Genomic DNA, 22,474 nt, shown 5'->3' on the forward strand with positions numbered 1-22,474 from the left:
TATCAACATATCTGGCGTTGATTTTTGGCACGCTGTTGAGTTCTCAAGGAACGGACGCTTCCTTTGTACTCACCCTCTCGGGCTTTCCTCCGGGCGCTTCCCTTCGGTGTTCCACACTCTATCAGTGTTTTTCCGTCCCCCTGACCACCTTCCTGCAGGCATGCGGAAGGTGACCCCGAGATAGGATCTGACAAGTATGGGTGCCGCTGAAGCCAGGACGCTCAGTCGCGCCGCTCGGCCCCAAGCAGGAGTACGACTGTACACGCGGCCGGGAAGCGGGTGCAAATCGATGGAGCTGGTGGTCTAGACCACTATCCGGTATCTTCCATGCGGAACCGGCAGTTCATCTGACATACCCTGCTCCACAGTGCGCCGTCCGGCACAAGCAGTGACGGCCCTATGGATCTCCATCTCTGGGAGGCTTCCCATGACCACCGTGACGTCCCCGATTGCAGGACGCGCCATCGGCCTGGCAGCAGTGCCGGATCCAGTCTTCTCCGGGGCCATGGTTGGCCCGGGTACGGCCATCGACCCCGTGCGCGAGCCGTCCGAGGCCGTTGCTCCCGTGGCCGGAGTCATCGTCTCTCTCCATCCGCACGCCTTCGTCGTTGTCGACGCGCACGGGCACGGTGTCCTCACACACCTGGGTATCGACACCGTGCAGCTCAACGGTGACGGCTTCGAGCTGCTCGTGAACAAGGGCGACACCGTGACGCGGGGACAGGGCGTGGTGCGCTGGAACCCGGCTGCCGTGGAAGCGGCCGGCAAGTCGGCGGTGTGCCCCATCGTGGCGCTCGAGGCCGCTGCCGAGGCTCTCTCCGATCTTCGTGACGATGGTGACGTGAAGGCGGGCGACAGTCTCTTCGTCTGGAAGTGACGTAAGTGCCGTCCTATGACGGCGAGCAGGACAACCACAGCGGCGGCGGGACCCGCCGCACTATCGGAGACGGTGAGATGGAGACAACGCTGCGAGGCGTCGGTGTGAGTCACGGTGTGGCGATCGGCGAGGTTCGGCACATGGGAACAGCGGTGCTGGAGCCGCCTGCCAAGCAGATTCCGGCGGAGGACGCGGAGCGTGAACAGGGGCGCGCCCGCCAGGCCGTGGACGCTGTGGCGGCCGATCTGATGGCGCGCGGCAATCTGGCCGGGGGCGAGGCCCAGGCGGTGCTCGAGGCGCAGGCCATGATGGCGCAGGACCCCGAGCTGATGGCGGATGTCGAACGGCGTATCACTGTCGGGAGCAGCGCCGAGCGTGCCGTGTACGACGCTTTCGCCGCGTACCGGGCCCTGCTGGCCGGTGCCGGCGAGTACCTGGCGGGTCGGGTGGCCGACCTGGATGACGTGCGGAATCGTATCGTCGCCCGGCTGCTCGGAGTGCCGATGCCGGGTGTTCCGGACAGCGACGAGCCGTACGTTCTTATTGCACGTGACCTTGCGCCTGCTGACACAGCCCTGCTCGATCCCGCCCTGGTCCTCGGTTTCGTCACCGAAGAGGGTGGGCCGACCAGCCACAGTGCGATTCTTGCGCGGGCGCTCGGTGTTCCGGCCGTGGTGGCGCTACCGGGTGCCGGTGAGCTGGCCGAGGGCACGGTGATCGCTGTCGACGGCAGCACCGGCGAGATCTTTGTGAACCCAAGCGAGGAGAAGAAGGGGCAGCTGGAGGCCGCGGCCGCCGAGCGCAAGGCGGCGCTCGCCGCCTCTACCGGCCCGGGCGCCACCTCAGACGGTCACAAGGTGCCGTTGCTGGCCAATGTCGGCGGGCCTGCGGATGTGCCCGCCGCAGTCGAGGCCGGGGCCGAGGGTGTGGGTCTGTTCCGCACTGAGTTCCTGTTCCTGGACGACAGCAAGAACGCCCCGTCGGAGGCGAAGCAGGTCGAGGCGTACCGGCAGGTGCTCGAGGCGTTCCCCGAGGGCCGTGTGGTGGTCCGTGTGCTCGACGCCGGCGCGGACAAGCCGCTGGAGTTCCTCACGCCCGCCGACGAACCCAATCCGGCGTTGGGCGTACGGGGTCTTCGGACGCTGCTCGATCACCCCGAGGTTCTGCGCACCCAGCTGACGGCACTCGCGAAGGCCGCGGAGGGGCTGCCGGTGTACCTCGAGGTCATGGCCCCGATGGTCGCGGACCGTGCCGATGCCAAGGCCTTCGCGGACGCGTGCCGTGAAGCAGGACTGCAGGCGAAGTTCGGCGCCATGGTCGAGATTCCTTCGGCTGCACTACGGGCTCGGTCGATTCTGCAGGAGGTCGAGTTCCTGTCGCTGGGCACCAACGACCTCGCGCAGTACACGTTCGCGGCCGACCGTCAGGTGGGTGCGGTCTCCCGCCTGCAGGATCCGTGGCAGCCTGCGCTGCTCGACCTGGTGGCGCTGTCCGCGGAGGCGGCGAGGGCCGAGGGCAAGAGCTGTGGTGTCTGCGGTGAGGCGGCGTCCGACCCGCTGCTCGCGTGTGTGCTGACCGGTCTTGGTGTCACCTCCCTCTCCATGGGTGCGGCGTCGATTCCCTATGTGCGGGCCACTCTCGGCAAGTACACGCTGGCCCAGTGCGAGCGTGCGGCCGCAGCGGCCCGGGCCGCGGAGAGCGCCGAGGATGCGCGCAACGCGGCTCAGGCGGTGCTGTCCGGCGAGTAGCCGAGTCGGCCGTCGGCTGTTGTTGCACCGGCTGTTCTTGAGGGGCGCTCCACTCACGGGTGGAGCGCCCCCTCTGCCTTCAGTGGCGGTGACCCGGTGTCTGTCCTTCCTCTCCGAGGTCCGGCGGTACGCAGTAGTCGACGTCCGATTCCGGGGAGATGATGTCTCCGGATTCGATGTCGGTGCAGTAGGCGTCGAACACCTCGCCGGCCGTGAGGGGTTCGAGGCCATCGCCGCGCACACGCCAGCCGTAGACGCGGTCGGTGGCGCCGGGGGCGCTGGTGCGGATGACGAGTCCGCCAGGGCTCTGGGTGGCGATGCCGAGCGCCAGGACTGTGGTGAATTCGAGGGCTTCGGCCTCGTCGAGTTGGATGGCGCCTCGGTCGTCCTCGTCTGCGTGGAGGACGGAGACGAGTGTCTCGGGTGTCGCCGTGACACTGCAGACGAGGTGGCGATTGCCTGCCCCTGCTGTGTCGAGGATGCGTACGAGAAGGTGGGAGGCGCGTGTGAAGGCGGCGCGGCCGACGTCCTCGCCGCAGGAGGCGCAGGCGCCGAGGCGGGCGAGGAGCGTGGACGCGTACTCCCAGGTGGCCTGTCGGACGGCTTCGTCGACAAGGGCGGGGACGAGGTCGGCCAGGGGCTGGCCCTCGTAGGGAAGCACCGGTCCTGTGGTGGCCAGTTCAGCGGTGAAGCGTGTGCGGCTGGACTGGACGTCGGGGTCGAGGCCTGTGTCCGCGCAGAATTCTGCGTACTCCTGCGGGTCGAAGAGGGCCACCGTGGTGTGGCTGCCTTGGGAGGCACGTGTCTTGAGAAGCGCCTCGACCTGTTGGAGGTAGCTCGTGTGGTTGTCGAAGGTGAAGCTGCGGTAGCGCCGCATGGCACGGAAGTCGTGCTCGTCGGTCAGCAGGCCGATGGTGCCTGCGATTTCGCGGCGCAGGTCGCGTCGCATGGTCTGGTCGTCGGTGTGCGCCATGTTTCCCCCTGTGCACGGTCGATCAATGCTCACTCACAGTAACCGTCGGCACTGACAATGGTGTCCGAGCGAGGCGATCGCGGACCAGGCGGTGCTGAATCAGGCTGGTCAGGCCGATGATCGCGCCGAAGGTCAACCAGCCTGCCGGGCCGGTGGTGATGGCCGCGGTGACGGCCAGTGGCCCGACGCTGCGTTGGGCGGACTGGGCCAGGCCGTGCACGCCGAGGTAGGCGCCCTGCGCGGTGCCGGGGGCGAGGGCGACGGAGAGTTCCCAGGAGACGGTGGCGTGGAGCATCTCGGCCAGGGTGAACGCTGCGGCCGAGGCCGTGAGGAGCAGGGTCGCGGTGACGGTTTCGCAGGTGGCCGAGAGCGCCATGGCGATGCCGCCGAGAGCGAAGACGGCTGACAGCGGTAGGAGAAGCGCTCGGGCGGCCGCAGTGGTGGTCCCGAAGCGGGCCAGGGGTACCTGGAGGGCCACCACCATCACGTTGTTGAGGACCAGTAGCAGGGGCGCGAGGCCGTGCGGTGCGTTGCCCGCGTGTGCGATCCAAAGGGGCAGGCCGACCTTGAAGACGGCGTCGTCGAGGAAGAGAAACGTTTCGGTGGCGGCGTATGCGAGGTAGGTGCGGTCGTGCCAGGGACTTGTGCTGGCCGGTTTCCTCGCGGGTGCCGGGGCATTCGAGGTGGCGACGATGTGGGACGCGGACGGGGGCTCGCCGCAGCGCAGGGTGAGGAGGGCGCAGGCCAGGAAGGAAAGGGCGTCGCCGGCGAGGAGCCACTGGTAGGCGGTGGTGGTGCCGAGGGCCAGGGCGGCCGCGGCGGCGAGGCCACCCAGGGCCCAGCCCGCGTTGGCGATGGTGCGGTGGACGGCCTGGTAGCGGACGCGGTCGGGTCCCGCCACGCGGGTGGCATAGAGCCTGGTGAGGACGCTTGCCGCGCGGTCTCCGAGGCTGCCGACCGCGGAAAAGGCGAGGAGTAGGGCGTAGTCGTTCGTGGTCAGGAGCGCCAGGGAGGCCAGTGCGCGCAGGAGTTGGACGGTGAGCAGAACGCGGGTGAGCGGGAATCGGTCGGCGATGCGGCCCCCTAGGGGCGCTCCGGCGATGCCGATGGCTCCGGCGGTTGCGGCGAGCGTGCCGACCTGGGTGACGGAGAGGCCCGAGACGTAGGTCAAATACAGGACGGACACGGAGGCCCACAAGCCGCTGCCGATACGGTCGACGAGGGCGATCGTGAGCATTCTGCGTCCGTCGCGCCCTCCCGGTATGCGGCTCGACCATGCGGCTGCGCGGCGCATCCGATGCACTGCTCCCCCTTGCCCTCAATTATGTATTGATACATAATTTCTAATGTGGCAACACAATATGGGATCTCTGGTACGACGGCCAAGGGAATTGCGGCGTCCGTCGAACGGGCCGTGGCGGAGGGATCGTTGCGGCCCGAGGCCGCACTGCCTCCCGTGCGACGGCTCGCGGACGACCTCGGGGTCAGTCCCGGCACCGTCGCCACCGCCTACAAGGAGCTGCGCGGGCGAGGCATCGTCGTCACGCGCGGGCGGGGCGGCACCGTGGTGGCGCCGGCTGCCGCGGTTGCGTCACGGCGGCCGCCCAAGGTTCCACAGGGGCTGCGGGACTTGTCGGGCGGACACCCGGATCCGGCACTGCTGCCGGCTCTCGTACCGCCGTCACGGCTGTCCCCGGGCGCCCGGTCGCACCGTTCGACGCCCAGGCTGGCGCGGCTGGAGGACGCCGCGCGTTACTGGATGGGGGCCGACGGGGTGCCCGTGGAGCATGTGACGTTCGCGCATGGGGCGTTGGATCTGATCGGGCGGCTGTTGTCCGTCGAGTTGCGGCCCGGCGACGCCGTGGCGATGGAGGACCCGGGGTATCACCATCTGCTGGACCTGATCACGGCGTTGGGGCTGCGCATCGTGCCGGTGGCCGTGGACGACGAGGGTGTGCGGCCCGAGGCCCTGCGGGTGGCGCTGCGGGCCGGTGTGCGGGCTGTCGTGTGCAGTCCTCGGGCGCAGAATCCGTACGGCGGCTGCTTCTCCGTGGCACGCCGGGACGCGCTCGCGGACGTGCTCCGGTACGAGCCGGACGTACTGGTCGTCGAGAACGACCACGCGTCCGCCGTCGCCGCCGCGCCCCTCCACTCGCTGACCGGAAGCGGATTGACGCGCTGGGTGCATGTGCGCACGGTGAGCAAGTTCCTCGGGACCGATCTGCGGTGGGCGGCAGCTGCGTGTGACGCGACCACCCTGGCCCGGCACGACGGGCGATTGCTGCTGACCTCCGGCTGGGTCAGTCATCTCCTCCAGGAGACCGTGCACGGGTTGCTGACCGATGCAGCCACGCGCGCGTTGGTGGCGCGTGCCGAGGAGACGTACGAAGAGCGCCGCGGCGCACTCCTGCGAGAGCTTGACGATCGTGGCATTCCGGCGTGCGGGGCAAGCGGGATGAACCTGTGGGTGCCCGTGCACGACGAGTCGGCCGCGGTGAACGGGCTGCGCTCGTACGGCTGGTGGGTTGCCGCCGGGGCCCGGTTCCGGTCGTCGTCACCCCCGGGAGTGCGGATCTCCGTGGCCGAGCTGGAACCGGCCGACGCCGCGCGGCTGGCCTCGGACTTCGCTGCCGTGCTCGGTGAGTCCGAGGCCACCTACGGCGGTTGAGCCGCACCCGTCAGGCGCGTTTGCGGGCGAGGTCCTCGTAGAAGTGCAGCAGATCCAGGTTGTCGATGGAGCCCGGATTGACCGCCTTTTCGAGTGGAGTGCCCTGGAGGAGGCGCTTGACGGGGACCTCGATGCGCTTTCCGGTGAGGGTGTGCGGAATGCCGGGGACCTCGATGATCTCGTCGGGGACGTGGCGCGGTGAGAGCTGTTCGCGGATGGTCTGCTTGATACGGGCCAGCAGGGCATCGTCCAGGGTGGCGCCGGGAACGAGGTGCACGAAGAGGGGCATCCAGTAGCCGCCGTCTGGTTGTTCGATGCCGATGACGAGGGATTCCCTGATCTCGGGGATGCGCTCGACGGCTTCGTAGATGTCCGCCGACCCCATGCGCACGCCCTGGCGGTTCAGGGTGGAGTCGGAGCGGCCGTGGATGACGACGGAGCCGCGGGAGGTGACGGTGATCCAGTCGCCGTGGCGCCATACACCGGGGTAGGTGTCGAAGTAGCTGTCGTGGTAGCGGCTGCCGTCTGGGTCGTTCCAGAAGCGGATCGGCATCGACGGCATGGGGTTGGTGACCACGAGCTCGCCGACCTCGTCGGTCACGGGCTTGCCGGCCGGGTCCCAGGACTGCAGGTCGGTGCCGAGTCCGGGTGCCTGGAGCTCGCCGATGTACACCGGGAGGGTCGGGACGGCTCCTGCGAAGCAGGAGCACACGTCCGTGCCGCCGCTGACGGATGCGATCCACAGATCGTCGCGCACCTCGTCGTGCAGCCAGCGGAATCCGTCGGGTGGCAGGGGGGATCCGGTGGTGGCGACGCACTGCACCTTGGAGAGGTCGAAGTCGCGCGACGGGTGGACGCCGGCCTTGCGGCAGGCCATGACGTACGCCGCCGAGGTGCCGTAGAGGGTGGCCCCGGTCCGTTCGGCGATGCGCCATTGGGCGGCCGTGTCCGGGAAGCCGGGGCTGCCGTCGTAGAGCACGATCGTCGTTCCGGTCAGGAGGCCGGAGACGAGGAAGTTCCACATCATCCAGCCGGTCGAGGTGTACCAGAAGAAACGGTCCTCCGGGCCCAGGTCGCAGTGCAGGCCGAGCTGTTTGAGATGCTCGATCAGGATGCCGCCCTGGGACTGGACGATCGCCTTGGGCAGGCCGGTCGTGCCCGAGGAGTAGAGCACCCAGAGGGGGTGGTCGAAGGGCACCCGCTCGAAGACCGGTTCCACGTCCGCGCCGGTCAGGGCGGACCAGTCCAGGGCACCTGCGGGGGGTTCCGTCCCGAGAAGGGGGATGTGGACGACGGCACGCAGCGTGGGCAGTTCGTGGCGCAGCTCGGCGACGATGTCGCGGCGGTCGTGCTCCTTGCCGCCGTAGCGGTAGCCGTCGACGGTGAACAGGACGACCGGTTCGACCTGCTGGAAGCGGTCCAGGACGCTACGGGCGCCGAAGTCGGGGGCGCAGGAGGTCCAGACGCCCCCCACGGCAGCCGTGGCGAGGAGGGCGACGACCGCCTGCGGGATGTTCGGGAGGTAGCCGCTGACGCGGTCTCCGGGGCGTACGCCGAGGGCGCGCAGTTCGGCGGCCAGGGAGCCGACCTGGCGGCGCAGCTCGGCCCAGGTCACGGGGCGCGGCTCGTGTGTCTCGTCGACGTGCAGGAGGGCCGGTTCGTCCGCGCGGGTGGCGGCCGCGCGCAGGGCGTGCTCGGCGTAGTTGAGAGTGGCCCCGGGGAACCACTGGGCGCCCGGCATCGAGCGGTCGCCGAGTACGCGCGCGTAGGGTGTCGAAAACCGTACGTCGAACCACTGGGTGACGGCTTTCCAGAACGTGTCCAGTTCGTCGACGGACCAGCGGTGGAGTGCCGCGTAGCCGCCCTCGGCGGGAGCGCCGTGCTGCTCGGCCGCCCAGGTCTGGAATTTTGTGACCTGCGCCTGGGCGATGCGTTCCGGATCTGGCTGCCAGAGCGGCTGGGGGTTCACGGTCGACATGGGCGGCTCCCGGACTGTGCGCGTCGTATGCGTCGGTCGCGCACGAGCTGGGGTGTGCGCGTGACGCGGCTGACACGGACGATGCCATGTGATCGACTTCTGCACCAGGGCGCGCCCCACATAGTCGGCGTCGTGAAGATGTGGTCCCGGCACGGGTGAACGGCAGTTGAACGACACGCGCGCGTGGGGCGGTCAATGGCAGGGTGAGCAGCATGGACGGTCGTGACCTGGTGCGTTCGATAAGGGTGGTCGGTTCGGTGAGGTCGGCCCAGGGGTTGCGTACCGTGAGGGCGGCGTGGCGCAGGAGGCGTGCCGACGCCTCCGCGCTGCCGTCGCGGGGTGCCGAGCGCGCGCGGGTGCCTGGGCCCGTGCAGGAGGTGGAGCCCGGCCCGGGCGGTGGCGTCGTCCGGTTCAGCCGGTCCGAGCTGCGCATCTTCGTCGGGGTGAACGGGGCGGTCTTCTGGGGCTGGGACGGGGCCTCCCCCGAGCCGTCGTACGCGCTCGCGGGCCGCTGTCCGGAGCCGGATCCCCGGGCGGTCCTGGAGCCGGACAAGGACGGCGGCTGGCGGGTCGTGGCCGAGCGGGTGACGGTCGCCGTCTCGCGGCACGGCGCGATCGAGGTGCTCACACCCGGAGGTGTGCCCCTGCGCCGTGATCTGCCGCCCCGGTGGTGGGAGCCGGTCGGTGGCGGTATCGCACGCTGGATGCAGCGCTCGGAGGTGGCCGCGGACGCGCGGTTCTTCGGGCTCGGCGGGCGGGCGTCGGGCCCGCGGCTGCGCGAAGGAACGTACCGCCTCTGGAATACGGACCCGGGGCGCGCGTTCGGTCCCGGAGAGGATCCGCTGTACCTCACCATGCCGGTGCAGCTGGTGGTGGCCGACGCGGCGACGCACCTGGTGTTCCACGACACCTCGTGGGACGGCACGGTGACGGTGCGCGAGGGCGAGGAGGGCGCCGGTTCCGGGCACGACCGGGCGGGGACCAGCGAGCTGCGGATGGACGGCGGACCGCTGCGCTGCTGGGTGGTCGTGGGCACCCCCGCGCGCGTGCTGCTCACCTGGGCGTCGCTGACGGGCGCGCCTGCGCTTCCGCCGGCGTGGGCGCTGGGTCATCACCACGCGCGCTGGGGCTTCGGCAGTGAGCAGGAGGTGCGGCGGATCGTCTCCGGCTACCAGGAGCGCGGGCTGCCGCTCGACGCCGTCCATCTGGACATCGACCACTACGACGAGCACCAGGTGTTCACGGTCGACCACGAGAACTTTCCGAAGCTGCCGGTGCTGGCCGAGGAGCTGCGCCGGGACGGCATCCGGCTGGTGTCGATCGTCGACGCTGCGGTCAAGGCCACAGCGGACAACGCGGTGTACGACAGCGGGGCCGCCGTGGACGCCTTTGTGCGGGACGCTTCTGGGCGGCTCGTGCGCGGGGTCGTCTGGCCCGGGGAGGCGGTCTTCCCGGATTTCACGCACGCGCGCGTGCGTGAGTGGTGGGGCGGTCTGTACGAGGAGCGGCTCGCCCAGGGGTTCTCGGGTTTCTGGCACGACATGAACGAGCCCACTTCGTTCGCCGCCTTCGGGGAGTCGACGCTGCCGCGTTCGGCCAGGCACGCGCTGGAAGGACGGGGCGGGGACCATCGGGAGGCGCACAACGTCTACGCGCTGTGCATGGCCAGGGCTGCCTATGAGGGGCTGCGCGAACTGGCTCCCGAGGAACGGCCTTTCATTTTCTCGCGTTCCGGTTGGGCCGGCCTGCAGCGCTACGGGGGGACGTGGTCCGGTGACGTGGCCACGGGCTGGCCCGGGCTGCGCGCCTCACTGTCGCTGGTCATGGGGCTGGGGCTGTGCGGAGTGCCGTATTCGGGGCCGGACGTGGGCGGTTTCGACGGCAGCCCGTCGCCGGAGCTGTATCTGCGCTGGCTCCAGCTGGGCGCGTACCTGCCGCTGTTCCGCACGCACGCGAGCCTGCGGGCGGGGCGCCGGGAGCCCTGGGAGTTCGGTGCGGAAGTGCTGGAACACGCGCGCGTGGCGCTCGTCGAACGCCGGCGGCTGCTGCCGTACTTCATGACGCTCGCGCATCTGGCGCGGCGTACCGGAGCGCCTTATGTCCGACCGCTGTGGTGGGCGGCGCCCGAGGACCGTGCGCTGCGCGACTGCGAGGACGCGTTCCTGCTGGGCGACTCTCTGCTGGTGGCACCGGTGCTCGACCCGGGCGCGGACCGGCGGGCGGTGCAGCTGCCCCGGGGGCGCTGGTACGACACGGTGACGGAGCAGATGTACGAGGGGCCGGCGCAGGTGATCCTCGACGCCCCCCTGTCGCGGATTCCGGTGCTCGCGCGCGCGGGTGCCGTCGTCCCCGTGCGCGGGGACGACGGCGGGCTGGAGCTGGAGGTCTGGGCACCCGTCCGGGGACGGAGCGGGGGCGGACTGGTGGTGCAGGACGCGGGTGACGGATGGGACGAGCCGGAACTGGAACGCTATGTCGCCCGTTGGACGAGACGGCGGGTCATAGTCGAGCGGCACGGCGAGGGCGGCACGAGCGAGCCGCCCTACCCGGTGCGTGTGCGAGGCCTGAAGGAGGGCTGACTCAGAGGTACCGGCCCTCGAACCAAGCCCGTACGGCGAGCGTGTGCAAGGGGAAGGCGAGCTCCTCCGGCCTGCGCAGGAGGTGCCAGCCCTCCGTCTCGTCGGTGGCCGTGGACTGCGGAAGGCCTTCGACCGGGCGCTCCGGGAGGAGTCCGAACAGCAGCAGGTGCCCGTCGGGTGAGCTCATGGCGTCGACGAGCCGTACGTCGCGCCCGGCTGCGTCGATGCCGGTCTCCTCCTTGAGCTCGCGCACGACGGCCTGCCGCCAGTCCTCGCGGTCGTCGATGTAGCCACCGGGCAACGCGATGCCTCCGCGCGCGGGGGCGACGGTTCGGGTGATGACGACCAGGGCGGTGCCCTTCGTGTCGTACACGGGCTGGAGGGCGATGGCCACCGGCAGAGGGTTGCGGTAAGCCACCGTGTGGCAGGCCGGGCAGGTGCGGGGCCAGCCGGAGACGCCCTCTCCATAGGGCGCTCCGCAGCTCGAACAGTGGGAGTCGGGCGCGGAGTTGGGGGTGGAGGCATGAGTTTCGGACACGAAGCGGAATGTATCCGATCAACTGATGGGCGTCTTCGGCGGGCGGCTCAGTGGTCGCCGGTGAGCGACTTCCAGGAGACGGGGAAGTCGAAATAGGTGTCCGGGTAGGGCTCGGGCTTGTACGTGTAGTGCCACCACTCCTCGGCGAGGTTCACAAATCCGAGCCCTTCCATGGTGGTTTTGAGGAGCAGCCTGTTGGCGCGCTGTTCGCCCTGGATACGCGGGTCGAGGGTGTGGGCGAGGGTATCGAAGCAGTCGAACCCGGTGCCCATGTCGACGGAGTTGTCGGGGAAGCGCTCGTCCTTGGGGGCGTAGCAGGGCACCAGGGACTGTCCCGGGTGGTACGGCCGGGTCGGTTCGGCGGGGAGCTTCACGATGGTGAGGTCCATGGTCGAGCCGCGGCTGTGGCCGGATTTCTTCGCGATGTAACCGTCCTCGAACAGACGGGTCTTGTCGACGTTCGGATAGAACTCGCTCTTCATCGCCTGGTCCTCGAGGTCCTGGGCCCAGTGCACGAAGTGGTTCACGGCGCGCTGCGGCCGGTAGCAGTCGTAGACCTTGAGGGTGTAGCCCTTGCGCAGCAGCCTGAGCTGGGCCTTGTGGAGTGCTTCGGCGGCCGGCCGGGTGAGGAGGCAGATCGGCTGCTGGTAGCCGTCGATGCGCTCGCCGACGAAGTTGTGCGGGGTGAAGTAGCGCATCTCCTGGATGATCGTCGGGTCCACGGTTCTCAGGGCCACGAAGTCCTTCGGCGCCTTGGGCTCCGTCGCGGCCCGGGTGGGGGCGGAGGCGGCGGTCACGGCAAGCACGGCGGCGAGTGCGGTGATCAGACCGCGTACTGCGCTGGAGAGACGTGTCATGTCTCCTGCATCTATCAGGTCGGTGTTCCTCTCGGGAAGCGATCGGATGCAGTTCACCCCGATGCGCAGGGGACGGCCGGAACGGAGCCCTGCCCATTTCCGGACACCCGTGCCAGACTCCTGACGTCCCGTCAGATCCATAGTGGGGAGGGATTGTGTCACGTACACGCACACCCGTGGTCGACGGTTGGTTCACCGGCGCAGGGGACGGCTTCAGGCTTCTCGGCACGCGCTGCGTGACGTGCGCCTCGGTCTTCTTCCCGCGTGAGGACGCCCACTGCCGGAATCCCGGGTGCCCCGGCGGAGATCTGGAGGAGGTGCCCCTCTCGCGGCGCGGGCGCGTCTGGTCGTACACCGACAGCCGGTATCGGCCACCGTCACCCTATGTGACCGATCCGGAACTTCCGTGGGCGCCGTACGCGTTGATCGCTGTGGAGCTGGAGTCCGAGCGGATCGTGATGCTGGGGCAGGCGGCTCCCGGGGTCACCGTCGCCGATCTGACGGTGGGCATGGAGGTGGAGGTCGTCCCGGGGGTGCTCCATGAGGACGCAGAGACGATCTGGACGACCTGGCACTGGCGGCCGACGGGGGTGAGGGCATGACAGGTGAGGTGGCGGTGCTCGGCGCGGGCATGCACCCATGGGGCAAGTGGGGGCGCAGCTTCGTCGAGTACGGGACCGCGGCGGCCCGTGCGGCGCTGGCAGACGCCGGGCTGGAGTGGCGGGACATCGGCTCGGTCGTCGGCGCCGACACGGTGCGGGGCGGCTACCCGGGCTATGTGGCCGGGGCGACCTTCGCGAAGGCTCTCGGCTGGCAGGGGGCCAGAGTCACGAGTGTGTACGCGGCGTGCGCGTCCGGGGCGCAGGCCGTCAACACCGCCCGGGCGCAGATCCTTTCGGGTCTCGCGGACGTGGTACTCGTGGTGGGCGCCGACGCGGCGCCCAAGGGGTTCTTCCGGCCGGCGGGAGGCGACCGGCCCGACGATCCGGACTGGCTGCGCTTCCAGGTGCTGGGGGCGACGAATCCGACGTACTTCGGGCTGTACGCGCGCCGCCGCATGGCCGTGCACGGCGACACCGTGGAGGACTTCGCCCAGGTCAAGGTGAAGAACTCGGCCCTGGGGGCGCTCAATCCCAACGCGCGCTACCGCAAGCGGGTCACCGCCGAGGAGGTCGCCGCCTCGGCGGTGGTCGCCGATCCATTGCGGCTCCTCGACATCTGCGCGACGTCGGACGGGGGCGCGGCTCTGGTGCTGTCGAGCATGGACTTCGCACATCGGCGCGGAGTGAGCCGGCCGGTGCGGATCCGGGCCGTGTCCACGGTGACGCCGCGTTACCCCAACACGGTCCTGGATCTGCCGGACATCGCGACGGACTCCGCGGTGGCGGTGGAGCCGGCCGCCGACACGTACCGCGCGTCTATCGCGCGGGTGGCCTACGAGGAGGCGGGCGTCGGCCCGGAGGACCTCTCCCTCGCGGAGGTCTACGACCTGTCCACCGCCCTGGAGCTGCAGTGGTACGAGGATCTGGGGCTGTGCGGGCAGGGCGAGGGCGCAAAGCTGCTGCGTGAGGGGGCGACAGCCCTGGGCGGGCGAATACCGGTGAACGTGAGCGGGGGGCTGGCCTCCTTCGGAGAGGCGGTTCCCGCTCAGGCGATTGCCCAAGTGTGCGAGCTCACCTGGCAGTTGAGGCAGCAGGCGGGTGAGCGGCAGGTCACGCAGGCGCGGGTGGGCATCACGGCGAACCAGGGACTGTTCGGACACGGGTCGGCGATCATCGCGCTGCGGTAGGCGGAGGGGCAAGCCCTTTCTCGTACGCTGCGTGATCGACCAGGAATGCTGCGTGAACGTCTCATGAACTGGGCCTGGGCGGGCGCCGGCGGAGCCATCATGCTCCCGTGCACTCCTGGACGGATACTCTCCGCTTCGCCTTCCAGCCCGTGGTCAACCTGGCCACCGGAGGGGTCGCAGGGCTGGAGATACTCGCCCGCCCGGAGACCGGCGACATCCTGGCCGAGGCCCGTCGAGACCCCGAACTGGATGGCCGGCTGGCGGTGTTGGCGGTCCGGGCGGCGGCTCGCAAGGAAACGCTGCTGCCGCTGCACGTCAACGTGTTCGCGGGCACCCTGGCCGACCTCGGCGGCCTCACCCCGCTGCACACCGCCGTGCGGGAGGCGGGACGCCTGCCGTGGGAGGTGACGATCGACATCGGGCCGCCGTACACGCACGTCCCGCAGCAGGCGCTGCTGGAGGCGGTGGACGCGCTGCGGGCGCAGGGCTTCCGAATCAGTGCCGACGGCATCGGGGACGGGGACGTACCCCTGCGGCTGCTCAACGACATGGGGCCCGACCTGGTGAAACTGGATGCGTCGCTGCTGGCGCGGCCGGCGGCGGTCAAGGCGATGCGGACGCTGTGCGAGCAGTTGGGAGCGCTCCTGTCCGTCGAGGGAGTCGAGACGGAACTGCAGTGCGCGGCAGCGGTCTCGGCCGGGGCCCAGTTGGCCCAGGGCGAGCTGTTCGCACCGCCGGCCCGGCTGCCCGCGGCGGACGTATACGTTCCGCCCCGCTCCCCCGGCGCCGTGGCAGCCCCGAGGTCGGGGCCTTCGGTGCTGGAATTCCTACGGCCCGCCGCGCTGCTGCCCGCCACCGCCTCGGCCGGTCAGGTACGGGCTCTGCTGACCGGGTCTCCCGAGGTGTCGGGCGTGCTGCTCGTGGACGCGCACGGGCTGCCCGTCCGGTCGGTGCACCGCTCACGCTTCCTGCTGTCGATGTCGGGGCGCTACGGACATGCGCTGTACGCCGACCGGCCCGCCGCCAAGCTCGGGGATGCGCCGCGGACGGTGGGCGTCGACGCGACCGCCTGGGAGGTCCTGGACGTGGTGGCCGTCGGCGACCGGGGCCGCACCTCGGACGATGTGGCCGTCGTGGACCGGATCGGGCGGTGCGTGGGTGTCGTACGGCTCGCGGACCTCGTCCGGGCACTGGCCGAGAGCCGGGTCGAGGAGGCGGCCGGCCTCAATCCGCTCACCCGGCTGCCCGGCTCGGACGCGATCACCGGCGAGGTGGACCGCCGCATCGCGGACGGCCGGCCGTTCGCGCTGAGCTGGCTGGATGTGGACCACTTCAAGCAGGTCAACGACGGAGCCGGGTTCGCGGCAGGAGACGAGCTGATTCGCTCGGTGGGGCGGGCGCTGCAACACGCGGCGTCCGGGAGCACTCGCGTCGGCCACATCGGTGGGGACGACTTCCTGGTGCTCGCCGAACCGGAGTGGCTGGATCCGCTGGCCGCCTCGGTGCTGGACGCGCCCTGGTCGGCCGGTGGGCGTCCCGTCACGTTGTCCCTGGCCACGGTCGTGTGCCCGCCGGGCAGTGTGACGGACCACCGCCAGGCCGCCGCGTGTCTGGCGCCGCTGAAGAAGGCTGCGAAATCGCTGCACGGAGCGAGTTGGGTGCTGGGCCGGGCGGGCTTGCCGGGCCACGAGATCCGGCGTGGCTCGGGGACGGCGCCAGCCCAGGCCGGGTGCGCGGTGGCGGAACCGGGCCTAGGCTGATCGTCGTAACCGACCGACCGTCTCTCCTTCCCTCGGGCACAACGGCGGCTGTCACCGTTGCCGTCGGCGACCTTGACGCTCTGTGGGCGCCGGTGAACACTTCCGGTGTCAGTCGACATCGCCGTACATACACGGTGTATCCAGGCACGCGCCGCGCGGGTCCCGCCTGAAGACAGGCTCGCTCCTCCACGGGCGATTCGGCTGCGACGGCACGCTCGTCACGGACGCCGGGCGGGGCGCGGGAGCTTCCCTGCCTTCGGCTGAAGTCGCCACGGGAAACGCACCCTGCACCGAGGACCGGGGTCGATCGCCCCGGGACAGGGCCTAGGAGCCGCCATGAGCAACGCAGACACCCACGGCGAAGGCCGCGGCACGTGGAACCCGGTGGTCGGACCGCTGATCGGCGGGGTGCTTTCCGGGCTTATCGGCACGGCAGCCCTCTGATTCAAAGCAGCCTTCTGAAGGAACGACGAAGGGGACGTCATGACGGACAAGTTCGTCGCCGCTATCGACCAGGGCACCACCTCCAGCCGCTGCATCGTGTTCAACCAGGACGGTGCGATCGTCGCTGTCGACCAGCGCGAACACCGCCAGATCTTCCCGAAGCCGGGCTGGGTGGAGCACGACGCCACGGAGATCTGGTCCAAGGTGCAGGCGGTGGTCGCAGGAGCGATCGCCAAAGCCGGGCTGCGCGCCGACCAGCTCAGCGCACTCGGTATCACCAACCAGCGCGAGACCACGGTTCTGTGGGACCGCGCAACGGGCAAGCCCGTGCACAACGCCATCGTGTGGCAGGACACCCGCACCGCGGCGCTGACCCATCAGCTCGGCGGCTCGGACGGGCAGGACCGTTTCCGCGAGCAGACCGGACTGCCGCTGGCCACCTACTTCTCCGGCCCCAAGGCCGCCTGGCTGCTGGACAACGTGCCCGGGCTCAGGGCCCGCGCCGAGAACGGCGAGATCGCCTTCGGCACCATCGACTCCTGGCTCATCTGGAACCTGACGGGCGGCACCGACGGCGGACAGCACGTCACGGACGTCACCAACGCCGGGCGCACCATGCTGATGAACCTGGAAACCCTGCAGTGGGACCCGTCCATCCTCTCCGCGATGAACATCCCCGAAGCCGTCCTCCCCGAGATCAGGTCCTCGGCCGAGGTGTACGGCACCGCCGTGGGCCAGCTGGCCGGGGTGCCGGTCGCCTCGGCCCTCGGCGACCAGCAGGCGGCCGTGTTCGGGCAGGCCTGCTATGACGTGGGCACGGCGAAGAACACCTACGGCACGGGCAGCTTCCTGCTGCTGAACACCGGCAACCGGCCGGTGGCGTCGAAGAGCGGGCTGCTGACGACCATGGGCTACAAGATCGGCAGCGAGGCGCCGGTCTACTGCCTGGAGGGGTCGATAGCCATAACGGGTGCCCTCGTGCAGTGGTTCCGCGACCAGCTGGGCATCATCCGTACCGCCGACGAGATCGAGCCCCTGGCGGCGAGTGTCGAGGACAACGGCGGCGCCTACATCGTGCCCGCCTTCTCCGGCCTGTTCGCGCCGTACTGGCGCTCCGACGCTCGCGGTGTCATCACCGGCCTGACCCGCTACGTCACCAAGGCCCACCTCGCCCGGGCCGTGCTCGAAGCGACGAGCTGGCAGACGCGCGAGGTCGTGGACGCCATGTTCCAGGACTCCGGGGTGCACATCACCACCCTGAAGGTGGACGGCGGCATGACCAAGAACAACCTGCTCATGCAGCACCAGGCGGACGTGCTCGACGTTCCGGTGGTCCGCCCGAAGGTCTCCGAGACCACCTGTCTCGGCGCCGCGTACGCGGCCGGGCTCGCCACCGGCGTGTGGAACGACCTCGACGAGCTGAAGTCCCACTGGCAGAAGGACGTCGAGTGGACGCCCGCCATGGAGCCCTCCGTACGGGACCGCCAGTACCACAACTGGCGCAAGGCCGTGGAGAAGAGCTTCGCCTGGGAGGAGGGCGAGGATTAGGCCCACGCGCGCGTGCGTGAGCCCTTTGGCTGCGGTCCGTACCCCGGTCGGCGGGGGTACGGACCGCGCACTCGGTTCAGGTGGTGACGGTCTGACGGCGGTCGGCCGCGTACGCCATGGCGTGCTGGACCACTCCGATGAGGACCTCTTTGACGGACTCGCGGTCGCGGGCGTCGCACAGCACGAGCGGCACGTCCTCGTCCAGGTCGAGGGCCTGGCGGACGTCGTCCGCGGGGTAACGGGCCGAGCCCTCGAAGCAGTTGACGGCGACGAGGAAGGGTATGGAGCGCCGCTCGAAGTAGTCGACGGCGGCGAAGCAGTCCTCCAGGCGCCGGGTGTCGGCGAGCACGACGGCTCCGAGCGCCCCCTCGGAGAGCTCGTCCCACATGAACCAGAACCGTTCCTGCCCGGGCGTGCCGAACAGGTACAGCACCAGGTCCTCACGGAGGGTGATACGGCCGAAGTCCATGGCCACGGTGGTGGTGTGCTTGCCCTCCACACCGCTCGTGTCGTCGATGGGCCGACCGGCCTCGGTGAGCAGCTCCTCGGTGCGCAGCGGCCTGATCTCGCTGACCGCGCCGACAAGGGTGGTCTTGCCTACGCCGAAGCCGCCGGCCACCAGGATCTTGAGCGTGACGGGCTCGACCGGAGGCTTCCCGCGCTCAGAACGCCCGAAGATCATCGATCTCTTCTCCTGCTTGCTGGGGGTGGGACGACGGCGGTCCGTAGCCTCCGCCGCCGGGGGTTTCGATGACGAGTACGTCGCCGGGGCCGACGTCGGCCGAGTCGCTTCCGCCGAGCTGGGTGACCGTGCCGTCCGCATGCTCCACACGGTTGGCGCCCAGCGCACCGGGCTTGCCGCCCGCCATGCCGTAGGGCGGGACCCGGCGGTGCTGGGAGAGCGTGGAGACCGTCATGGGCTCGTGGAAGCGGATGCGGCGCACGGCGCCGTCCCCGCCGGGCCAGCGGCCGGGGCCGCCACTGCCGGGCCGGACGGCGAACTCGTCGAGCTGCACGGGCAGCCGCCACTCGAGGACCTCGGGGTCGGTGAGCCGTGAGTTGGTCATGTGGGTCTGCACGACGGGCGCGCCGGGGAAGCCCTCGCCCGCGCCGGAGCCGGAGGCCACGGTCTCGTAGTACTGGTGCCGCTCGTTCCCGAAGGTGACGTTGTTCATGGTTCCGGAGCCTTCGGCCTGGACGCCGAGAGCGGCGTAGAGGGCGCCGGTGATGGCCTGGGAGGTCTCGACGTTGCCCGCGACCACTGCGGCCGGCGGCTCGGGCGCAAGCATGGAGCCGGGCGGGACGATGATGTCGAGGGGGCGCAGACAGCCGTCGTTGAGCGGGATGTCGTCGGCGACAAGGGTGCGGAACACGTACAGGACGGCCGCGTTGACCACGGCGAAGGGGGCGTTGAAGTTGCTCGCCAGCTGGGGGGAGGTACCGGTGAAGTCGACGGTCGCGCGGCGGTTTTCGCGGTCCACGCGCACGCGTACGCGGATGACGGCACCCGAGTCGGTCTCGTAGGCGTACTCGCCGTCGTCCAGGGCGTCGACGACCCGTCGTACGGCCTCCTCGGCGTTGTCCTGGACGTGCTTCATGTAGGCCTGCACCGCGTCGAGGCCGAAGTTCTCGATCATGCGGCCGACTTCGTCGACGCCCTTCTGGTTGGCGGCGATCTGTGCGCGCAGGTCGGCGAGGTTGGTCTTGGGGTTGCGGGAGGGGTACGGCGCCTCGGTGAGCAGGCCGCGTGTCTCCTCCTCGCGGAAGCGGCCGTGCTCGGCAAGGAGCCAGTTGTCGAAGAGGATGCCCTCCTCGTCGATCGTGCGGCTGTTCGCGGGCATGGAGCCTGGGGCGATGCCGCCGATCTCGGCGTGGTGGCCGCGGGAGGCGACGTAGAAGAGGATTCGGTCACCCTGCGTGCTGAAGACCGGGGTGATCACCGTGACGTCCGGCAGGTGGGTGCCGCCGTGGTACGGGTCGTTGACGGCGTAGGTGTCGCCCGGCCGCATCGAGGTGCCCCGGCGCCGGATGACCTCCTTGACGCTGGTGCCCATGGAGCCCAGGTGGACGGGGATGTGCGGCGCGTTGGCCACCAGGTTTCCGTCCGGGTCGAAGAGGGCGCAGGAGAAGTCGAGGCGCTCCTTGATGTTGACGGACTGGGCGGTGGACTCCAGCCGGGCGCCCATCTGTTCGGCGATCGACATGAAGAGGTTGTTGAAGACCTCGAGGAGAACCGGATCAGCTTTTGTGTCGAGGTCGGAACTCTCTGTAATCGCCGCGCGTTCCATGACCAGATGCCCGTCGTCTCGTGCCACGGCCTGCCAGCCGTCGTCGACGACGGTCGTCGCACTGGCCTCGGTGATGATCGCGGGGCCGGTGACGGTTTCGCCGGGAGGGAGGTGCTCGCGGCGGTGGAGGGGGACGTCGCGCCAGGCGCCGCCGCTGTGGAGGCGGACGGTCTCGGGCGTGGCCGAGCCGCCCGCGCGTGCCGCTCGGTACGGGGCGAGGACAGAGAGATCGGGGGGTTCTGTGATGCCGGTGGCTTCGACGGAGAGGGCTTCGACGACGATCGGGCGGTCAAGCGTGAAGGAGTACGTGGCGCGATGACGTTCTTCGAAGGTGTGAAGCATCGTGTCGGGCTCGGTCAGCTCGACGGTGAGGGTCGTGTCGGTGCCGTCGTAGCGCAGCTGTGCGCGGCGGATGACCTGGATGCGCTCCTCGGGGACGTCCTCGGCGAGGAGTTCCGCGCGGGCCGCTCCCTCCAGGTCGTGGGCCGTCTTGAGGACGGCGGGCATGGATGCTGGGTCCAGGGGTGCCTCGACGGCCTGTTCGCGCATGGCTGTGGTGTCCGCGAGTCCGATGCCGAGCGCGGACAGGACGCCCGCCATGGGTGGTACGAGGACGGTGCGAATGCCGAGCGAGTCGGCGACCTTGCACGCGTGCTGGCCACCCGCACCGCCGAAGGTGGTGAGGGCGTAGCGGGTGACGTCGTGGCCCTTCTGGACGGAGATCCGCTTGACGGCGTTGGCGATGTTGGCGACGGCGATCTGCAGGTACCCCTCGGCGACCTGCTCGGGGGTGCGGTCGTCCCCGGTCCTGGTGCGGATCTCGCGGGCGAGGGCGGTGAAGCGGTCGCGGACGAGCGCCGCGTCGAGGGGCTGGTCGCCGTCCGGCCCGAACACCTTGGGGAAGTGGGCGGGCTGGATCCGCCCCAGCATGACGTTGGCATCGGTGACGGTCAGCGGACCGCCGCCGCGGTAGCAGGCGGGTCCCGGGTCCGCGCCCGCCGAGTCCGGCCCTACGCGGTAGCGGGACCCGTCGAAGTGGAGGATCGAGCCGCCACCGGCTGCGACCGTGTGGATGTCCAGCATCGGCGCGCGCAGCCGGACGCCGGCGATCTGTGTGGTGAAGACGCGCTCGTACTCGCCCGCGTAGTGCGAGACATCGGTGGAGGTGCCGCCCATGTCGAAGCCGATGACGCGGTCGAAGCCGGCCAGCTGCGACATCCGGGCCATGCCGACGATGCCTCCGGCCGGTCCGGAGAGGATGGCGTCCTTGCCGCGGAACTGCCCGGCTTCGGCGAGCCCGCCGTTGGACTGCATGAACATCAGGCGTACGCCGTGGAGTTCGTCGGCGATGTGCTGGACGTAGCGGCGCAGTACGGGCGACAGGTAGGCGTCGACGACCGCGGTGTCCCCGCGCGGCACGAGCTTCATCAGCGGGCTGACCTCGCTGGACAGCGAGATCTGCAGAAATCCGACGCGTGCGGCCAGCTCCCCCACGGCCTGCTCATGAGCGGGGTGCAGATGGCTGTGCATGCAGACGACGGCCACGGCGCGGATGCCGTCGTCGTACGCCGCCTGGAGGGGACCGAGGAGGGCGTCCAGGTCGGGGGCGCGCAGCACGGTGCCGTCCGCGGCGATCCGCTCGTCGACCTCGACGACCCGCTCGTGGAGCAGTTCGGGGAGGTCGATGCGGCGGGCGAAGATGTGCTGACGGTTCTGGTAGGCGATGCGCAGCGCGTCACGGAAGCCCCGGGTGACGACGAGCAGTGTGCGTTCTCCCTTGCGTTCCAGGAGCGCGTTGGTGGCGACCGTCGTCCCCATCCGGACGGCCTCGATGGGGTCCTGGGAGCCGTCCAGCAGTTCGCGTACGCCCGCGACCGCCGCGTCGGAGTATCGCGCCGGGTTCTCCGACAACAGCTTGTGCGTCAGCAGGCGGCCGTCCGGGCGTCGCGCGACGATGTCGGTGAACGTGCCGCCGCGGTCGACCCAGAACTGCCAGCCTGTCACGTCAGTACCCCGCTCCCGCGCCTCTCACAGTGCCCGGAGGCCGTTGATCACGTCGCGCAGAATACTCTCGTCGGGCAGTTCGGCAGGGGGCACCGGCCGCGTCACATGGACGAATTCCCCGGCGACGAGGTCACCGACGAGGACGCGCACCACGCCGATCGGCAGATCGAGTCCGGCGGCGAGCTCGGCGACCGACTGGGGGGCGTCACGGCACATGTCGACGATGTCCACGTGTTCCGGGGACAGTGTCGCGTCGGCGTCCGGATCGTCCGCATGAGGCTCCGTGACGACCACCGCGATCAGGTCGAGGCGGTGCTGGCCCGCACTGGTGGTGCGCCCGCGCGTCATCGCGTACGGGCGGACGACCGGACCGGCTTCGTCGTCGAACCAGTGGCTTCTTCCCTGACCGTCAGTGCTCATGAC

The 22,474-nt window shown here is 70.0% G+C and carries 16 protein-coding genes; 8 read left to right on the plus strand and 8 right to left on the minus strand.

The window, feature by feature from the left end; translation table 11 throughout:
- Positions 1-427: 427 nt before the first annotated feature.
- Both ACWCRD_RS35455 and ptsP read left to right on the plus strand, forming a co-directional pair.
- A complete protein-coding gene (locus tag ACWCRD_RS35455; RefSeq protein ID WP_450969831.1) occupies positions 428-877 on the plus strand; it encodes a PTS sugar transporter subunit IIA in 450 nt (149 codons plus the stop codon).
- 77 nt (positions 878-954) lie between these two features.
- Positions 955-2,625 (plus strand): phosphoenolpyruvate--protein phosphotransferase, encoded by a 1,671-nt coding sequence (gene ptsP / locus ACWCRD_RS35460; protein ID WP_450969832.1) that lies wholly within the window; start codon positions 955-957, stop codon positions 2,623-2,625.
- A 79-nt stretch (positions 2,626-2,704) separates the two neighbouring features.
- On the opposite strand, the gene ACWCRD_RS35465 is transcribed toward ptsP, so the two are convergent.
- On the minus strand, positions 2,705-3,598 hold the full coding sequence (locus ACWCRD_RS35465) for a hypothetical protein (RefSeq protein WP_450969833.1): 894 nt from the start codon (positions 3,596-3,598) through the stop codon (positions 2,705-2,707).
- 22 nt (positions 3,599-3,620) lie between these two features.
- Positions 3,621-4,835, minus strand: coding sequence for an MFS transporter (locus tag ACWCRD_RS35470; protein ID WP_450969834.1), 1,215 nt, complete (start codon positions 4,833-4,835; stop codon positions 3,621-3,623).
- A gap of 111 nt (positions 4,836-4,946) precedes the next feature.
- Between ACWCRD_RS35470 and ACWCRD_RS35475 the strand changes: the two genes are divergently transcribed.
- A complete protein-coding gene (locus tag ACWCRD_RS35475) occupies positions 4,947-6,266 on the plus strand; it encodes an aminotransferase class I/II-fold pyridoxal phosphate-dependent enzyme (RefSeq protein WP_450969835.1) in 1,320 nt (439 codons plus the stop codon).
- Positions 6,267-6,276: 10 nt separating this feature from the next.
- On the opposite strand, the gene ACWCRD_RS35480 is transcribed toward ACWCRD_RS35475, so the two are convergent.
- Positions 6,277-8,244: an acetoacetate--CoA ligase gene (locus ACWCRD_RS35480; protein WP_450969836.1), complete on the minus strand. Its 1,968-nt coding sequence runs from the start codon at positions 8,242-8,244 to the stop codon at positions 6,277-6,279.
- Between the two features lie 212 nt (positions 8,245-8,456).
- Between ACWCRD_RS35480 and ACWCRD_RS35485 the strand changes: the two genes are divergently transcribed.
- Positions 8,457-10,823: a glycoside hydrolase family 31 protein gene (locus tag ACWCRD_RS35485; RefSeq protein ID WP_450969837.1), complete on the plus strand. Its 2,367-nt coding sequence runs from the start codon at positions 8,457-8,459 to the stop codon at positions 10,821-10,823.
- 1 nt (position 10,824) lies between these two features.
- Here ACWCRD_RS35485 and ACWCRD_RS35490 read toward each other — a convergent pair whose 3' ends face one another.
- Complete coding sequence (locus tag ACWCRD_RS35490; protein ID WP_450969838.1) at positions 10,825-11,361, minus strand: NUDIX domain-containing protein; 537 nt, start codon at positions 11,359-11,361, stop codon at positions 10,825-10,827.
- 47 nt (positions 11,362-11,408) lie between these two features.
- On the minus strand, positions 11,409-12,218 hold the full coding sequence (locus ACWCRD_RS35495) for a M15 family metallopeptidase (RefSeq protein ID WP_450969839.1): 810 nt from the start codon (positions 12,216-12,218) through the stop codon (positions 11,409-11,411).
- A gap of 176 nt (positions 12,219-12,394) precedes the next feature.
- Here ACWCRD_RS35495 and ACWCRD_RS35500 point away from each other — a divergent pair, with 176 nt between their 5' ends.
- The 4 genes from ACWCRD_RS35500 to glpK all read left to right on the plus strand — a co-directional run bounded on the left by ACWCRD_RS35500 (position 12,395) and on the right by glpK (position 17,759).
- Complete coding sequence (locus ACWCRD_RS35500) at positions 12,395-12,820, plus strand: Zn-ribbon domain-containing OB-fold protein (protein ID WP_450969960.1); 426 nt, start codon at positions 12,395-12,397, stop codon at positions 12,818-12,820.
- The gene (locus ACWCRD_RS35505; RefSeq protein WP_450969840.1) at positions 12,817-14,007 is read left to right on the plus strand and encodes a lipid-transfer protein; all 1,191 of its coding nucleotides are present in this window, start codon (positions 12,817-12,819) and stop codon (positions 14,005-14,007) included. The genes ACWCRD_RS35500 and ACWCRD_RS35505 overlap by 4 nt, the downstream gene beginning before the upstream one ends.
- A gap of 107 nt (positions 14,008-14,114) precedes the next feature.
- Positions 14,115-15,767, plus strand: a complete 1,653-nt coding sequence (locus ACWCRD_RS35510; protein WP_450969841.1) for an EAL domain-containing protein — start codon at positions 14,115-14,117, stop codon at positions 15,765-15,767.
- Between the two features lie 483 nt (positions 15,768-16,250).
- Positions 16,251-17,759, plus strand: a complete 1,509-nt coding sequence (glpK, locus tag ACWCRD_RS35515; RefSeq protein WP_450969842.1) for a glycerol kinase GlpK — start codon at positions 16,251-16,253, stop codon at positions 17,757-17,759.
- A gap of 76 nt (positions 17,760-17,835) precedes the next feature.
- Here glpK and ACWCRD_RS35520 read toward each other — a convergent pair whose 3' ends face one another.
- From ACWCRD_RS35520 to ACWCRD_RS35530, 3 genes are read right to left on the minus strand one after another with little or no spacing between them, the layout of a single operon-like run.
- Positions 17,836-18,441, minus strand: coding sequence for a GTP-binding protein (locus ACWCRD_RS35520; protein WP_450969843.1), 606 nt, complete (start codon positions 18,439-18,441; stop codon positions 17,836-17,838).
- Positions 18,422-22,051 (minus strand): hydantoinase B/oxoprolinase family protein, encoded by a 3,630-nt coding sequence (locus ACWCRD_RS35525; protein ID WP_450969844.1) that lies wholly within the window; start codon positions 22,049-22,051, stop codon positions 18,422-18,424. The genes ACWCRD_RS35520 and ACWCRD_RS35525 overlap by 20 nt, the downstream gene beginning before the upstream one ends.
- A 24-nt stretch (positions 22,052-22,075) precedes the next feature.
- Positions 22,076-22,471, minus strand: a complete 396-nt coding sequence (locus tag ACWCRD_RS35530; RefSeq protein ID WP_351466847.1) for a DUF742 domain-containing protein — start codon at positions 22,469-22,471, stop codon at positions 22,076-22,078.
- Positions 22,472-22,474 lie beyond the last annotated feature (3 nt).

The sequence above is a fragment of the Streptomyces sp. NPDC002092 genome (assembly GCF_053593775.1).

Excerpts from the sequence above, each read along its gene's own strand:
- ACWCRD_RS35455 (WP_450969831.1), top strand. The coding sequence starts at position 428 with ATGACCACCGTGACGTCCCCGATTGCAGGACGCGCCATCGGCCTGGCA.
- ptsP (WP_450969832.1), top strand. The coding sequence starts at position 955 with ATGGAGACAACGCTGCGAGGCGTCGGTGTGAGTCACGGTGTGGCGATC.
- ACWCRD_RS35465 (WP_450969833.1), bottom strand. The coding sequence starts at position 3,598 with ATGGCGCACACCGACGACCAGACCATGCGACGCGACCTGCGCCGCGAA.
- ACWCRD_RS35470 (WP_450969834.1), bottom strand. The coding sequence starts at position 4,835 with ATGCTCACGATCGCCCTCGTCGACCGTATCGGCAGCGGCTTGTGGGCC.
- ACWCRD_RS35480 (WP_450969836.1), bottom strand. The coding sequence starts at position 8,244 with ATGTCGACCGTGAACCCCCAGCCGCTCTGGCAGCCAGATCCGGAACGC.
- ACWCRD_RS35485 (WP_450969837.1), top strand. The coding sequence starts at position 8,457 with ATGGACGGTCGTGACCTGGTGCGTTCGATAAGGGTGGTCGGTTCGGTG.
- ACWCRD_RS35495 (WP_450969839.1), bottom strand. The coding sequence starts at position 12,218 with ATGACACGTCTCTCCAGCGCAGTACGCGGTCTGATCACCGCACTCGCC.
- ACWCRD_RS35505 (WP_450969840.1), top strand. The coding sequence starts at position 12,817 with ATGACAGGTGAGGTGGCGGTGCTCGGCGCGGGCATGCACCCATGGGGC.
- glpK (WP_450969842.1), top strand. The coding sequence starts at position 16,251 with ATGACGGACAAGTTCGTCGCCGCTATCGACCAGGGCACCACCTCCAGC.
- ACWCRD_RS35520 (WP_450969843.1), bottom strand. The coding sequence starts at position 18,441 with ATGATCTTCGGGCGTTCTGAGCGCGGGAAGCCTCCGGTCGAGCCCGTC.
- ACWCRD_RS35530 (WP_351466847.1), bottom strand. The coding sequence starts at position 22,471 with ATGAGCACTGACGGTCAGGGAAGAAGCCACTGGTTCGACGACGAAGCC.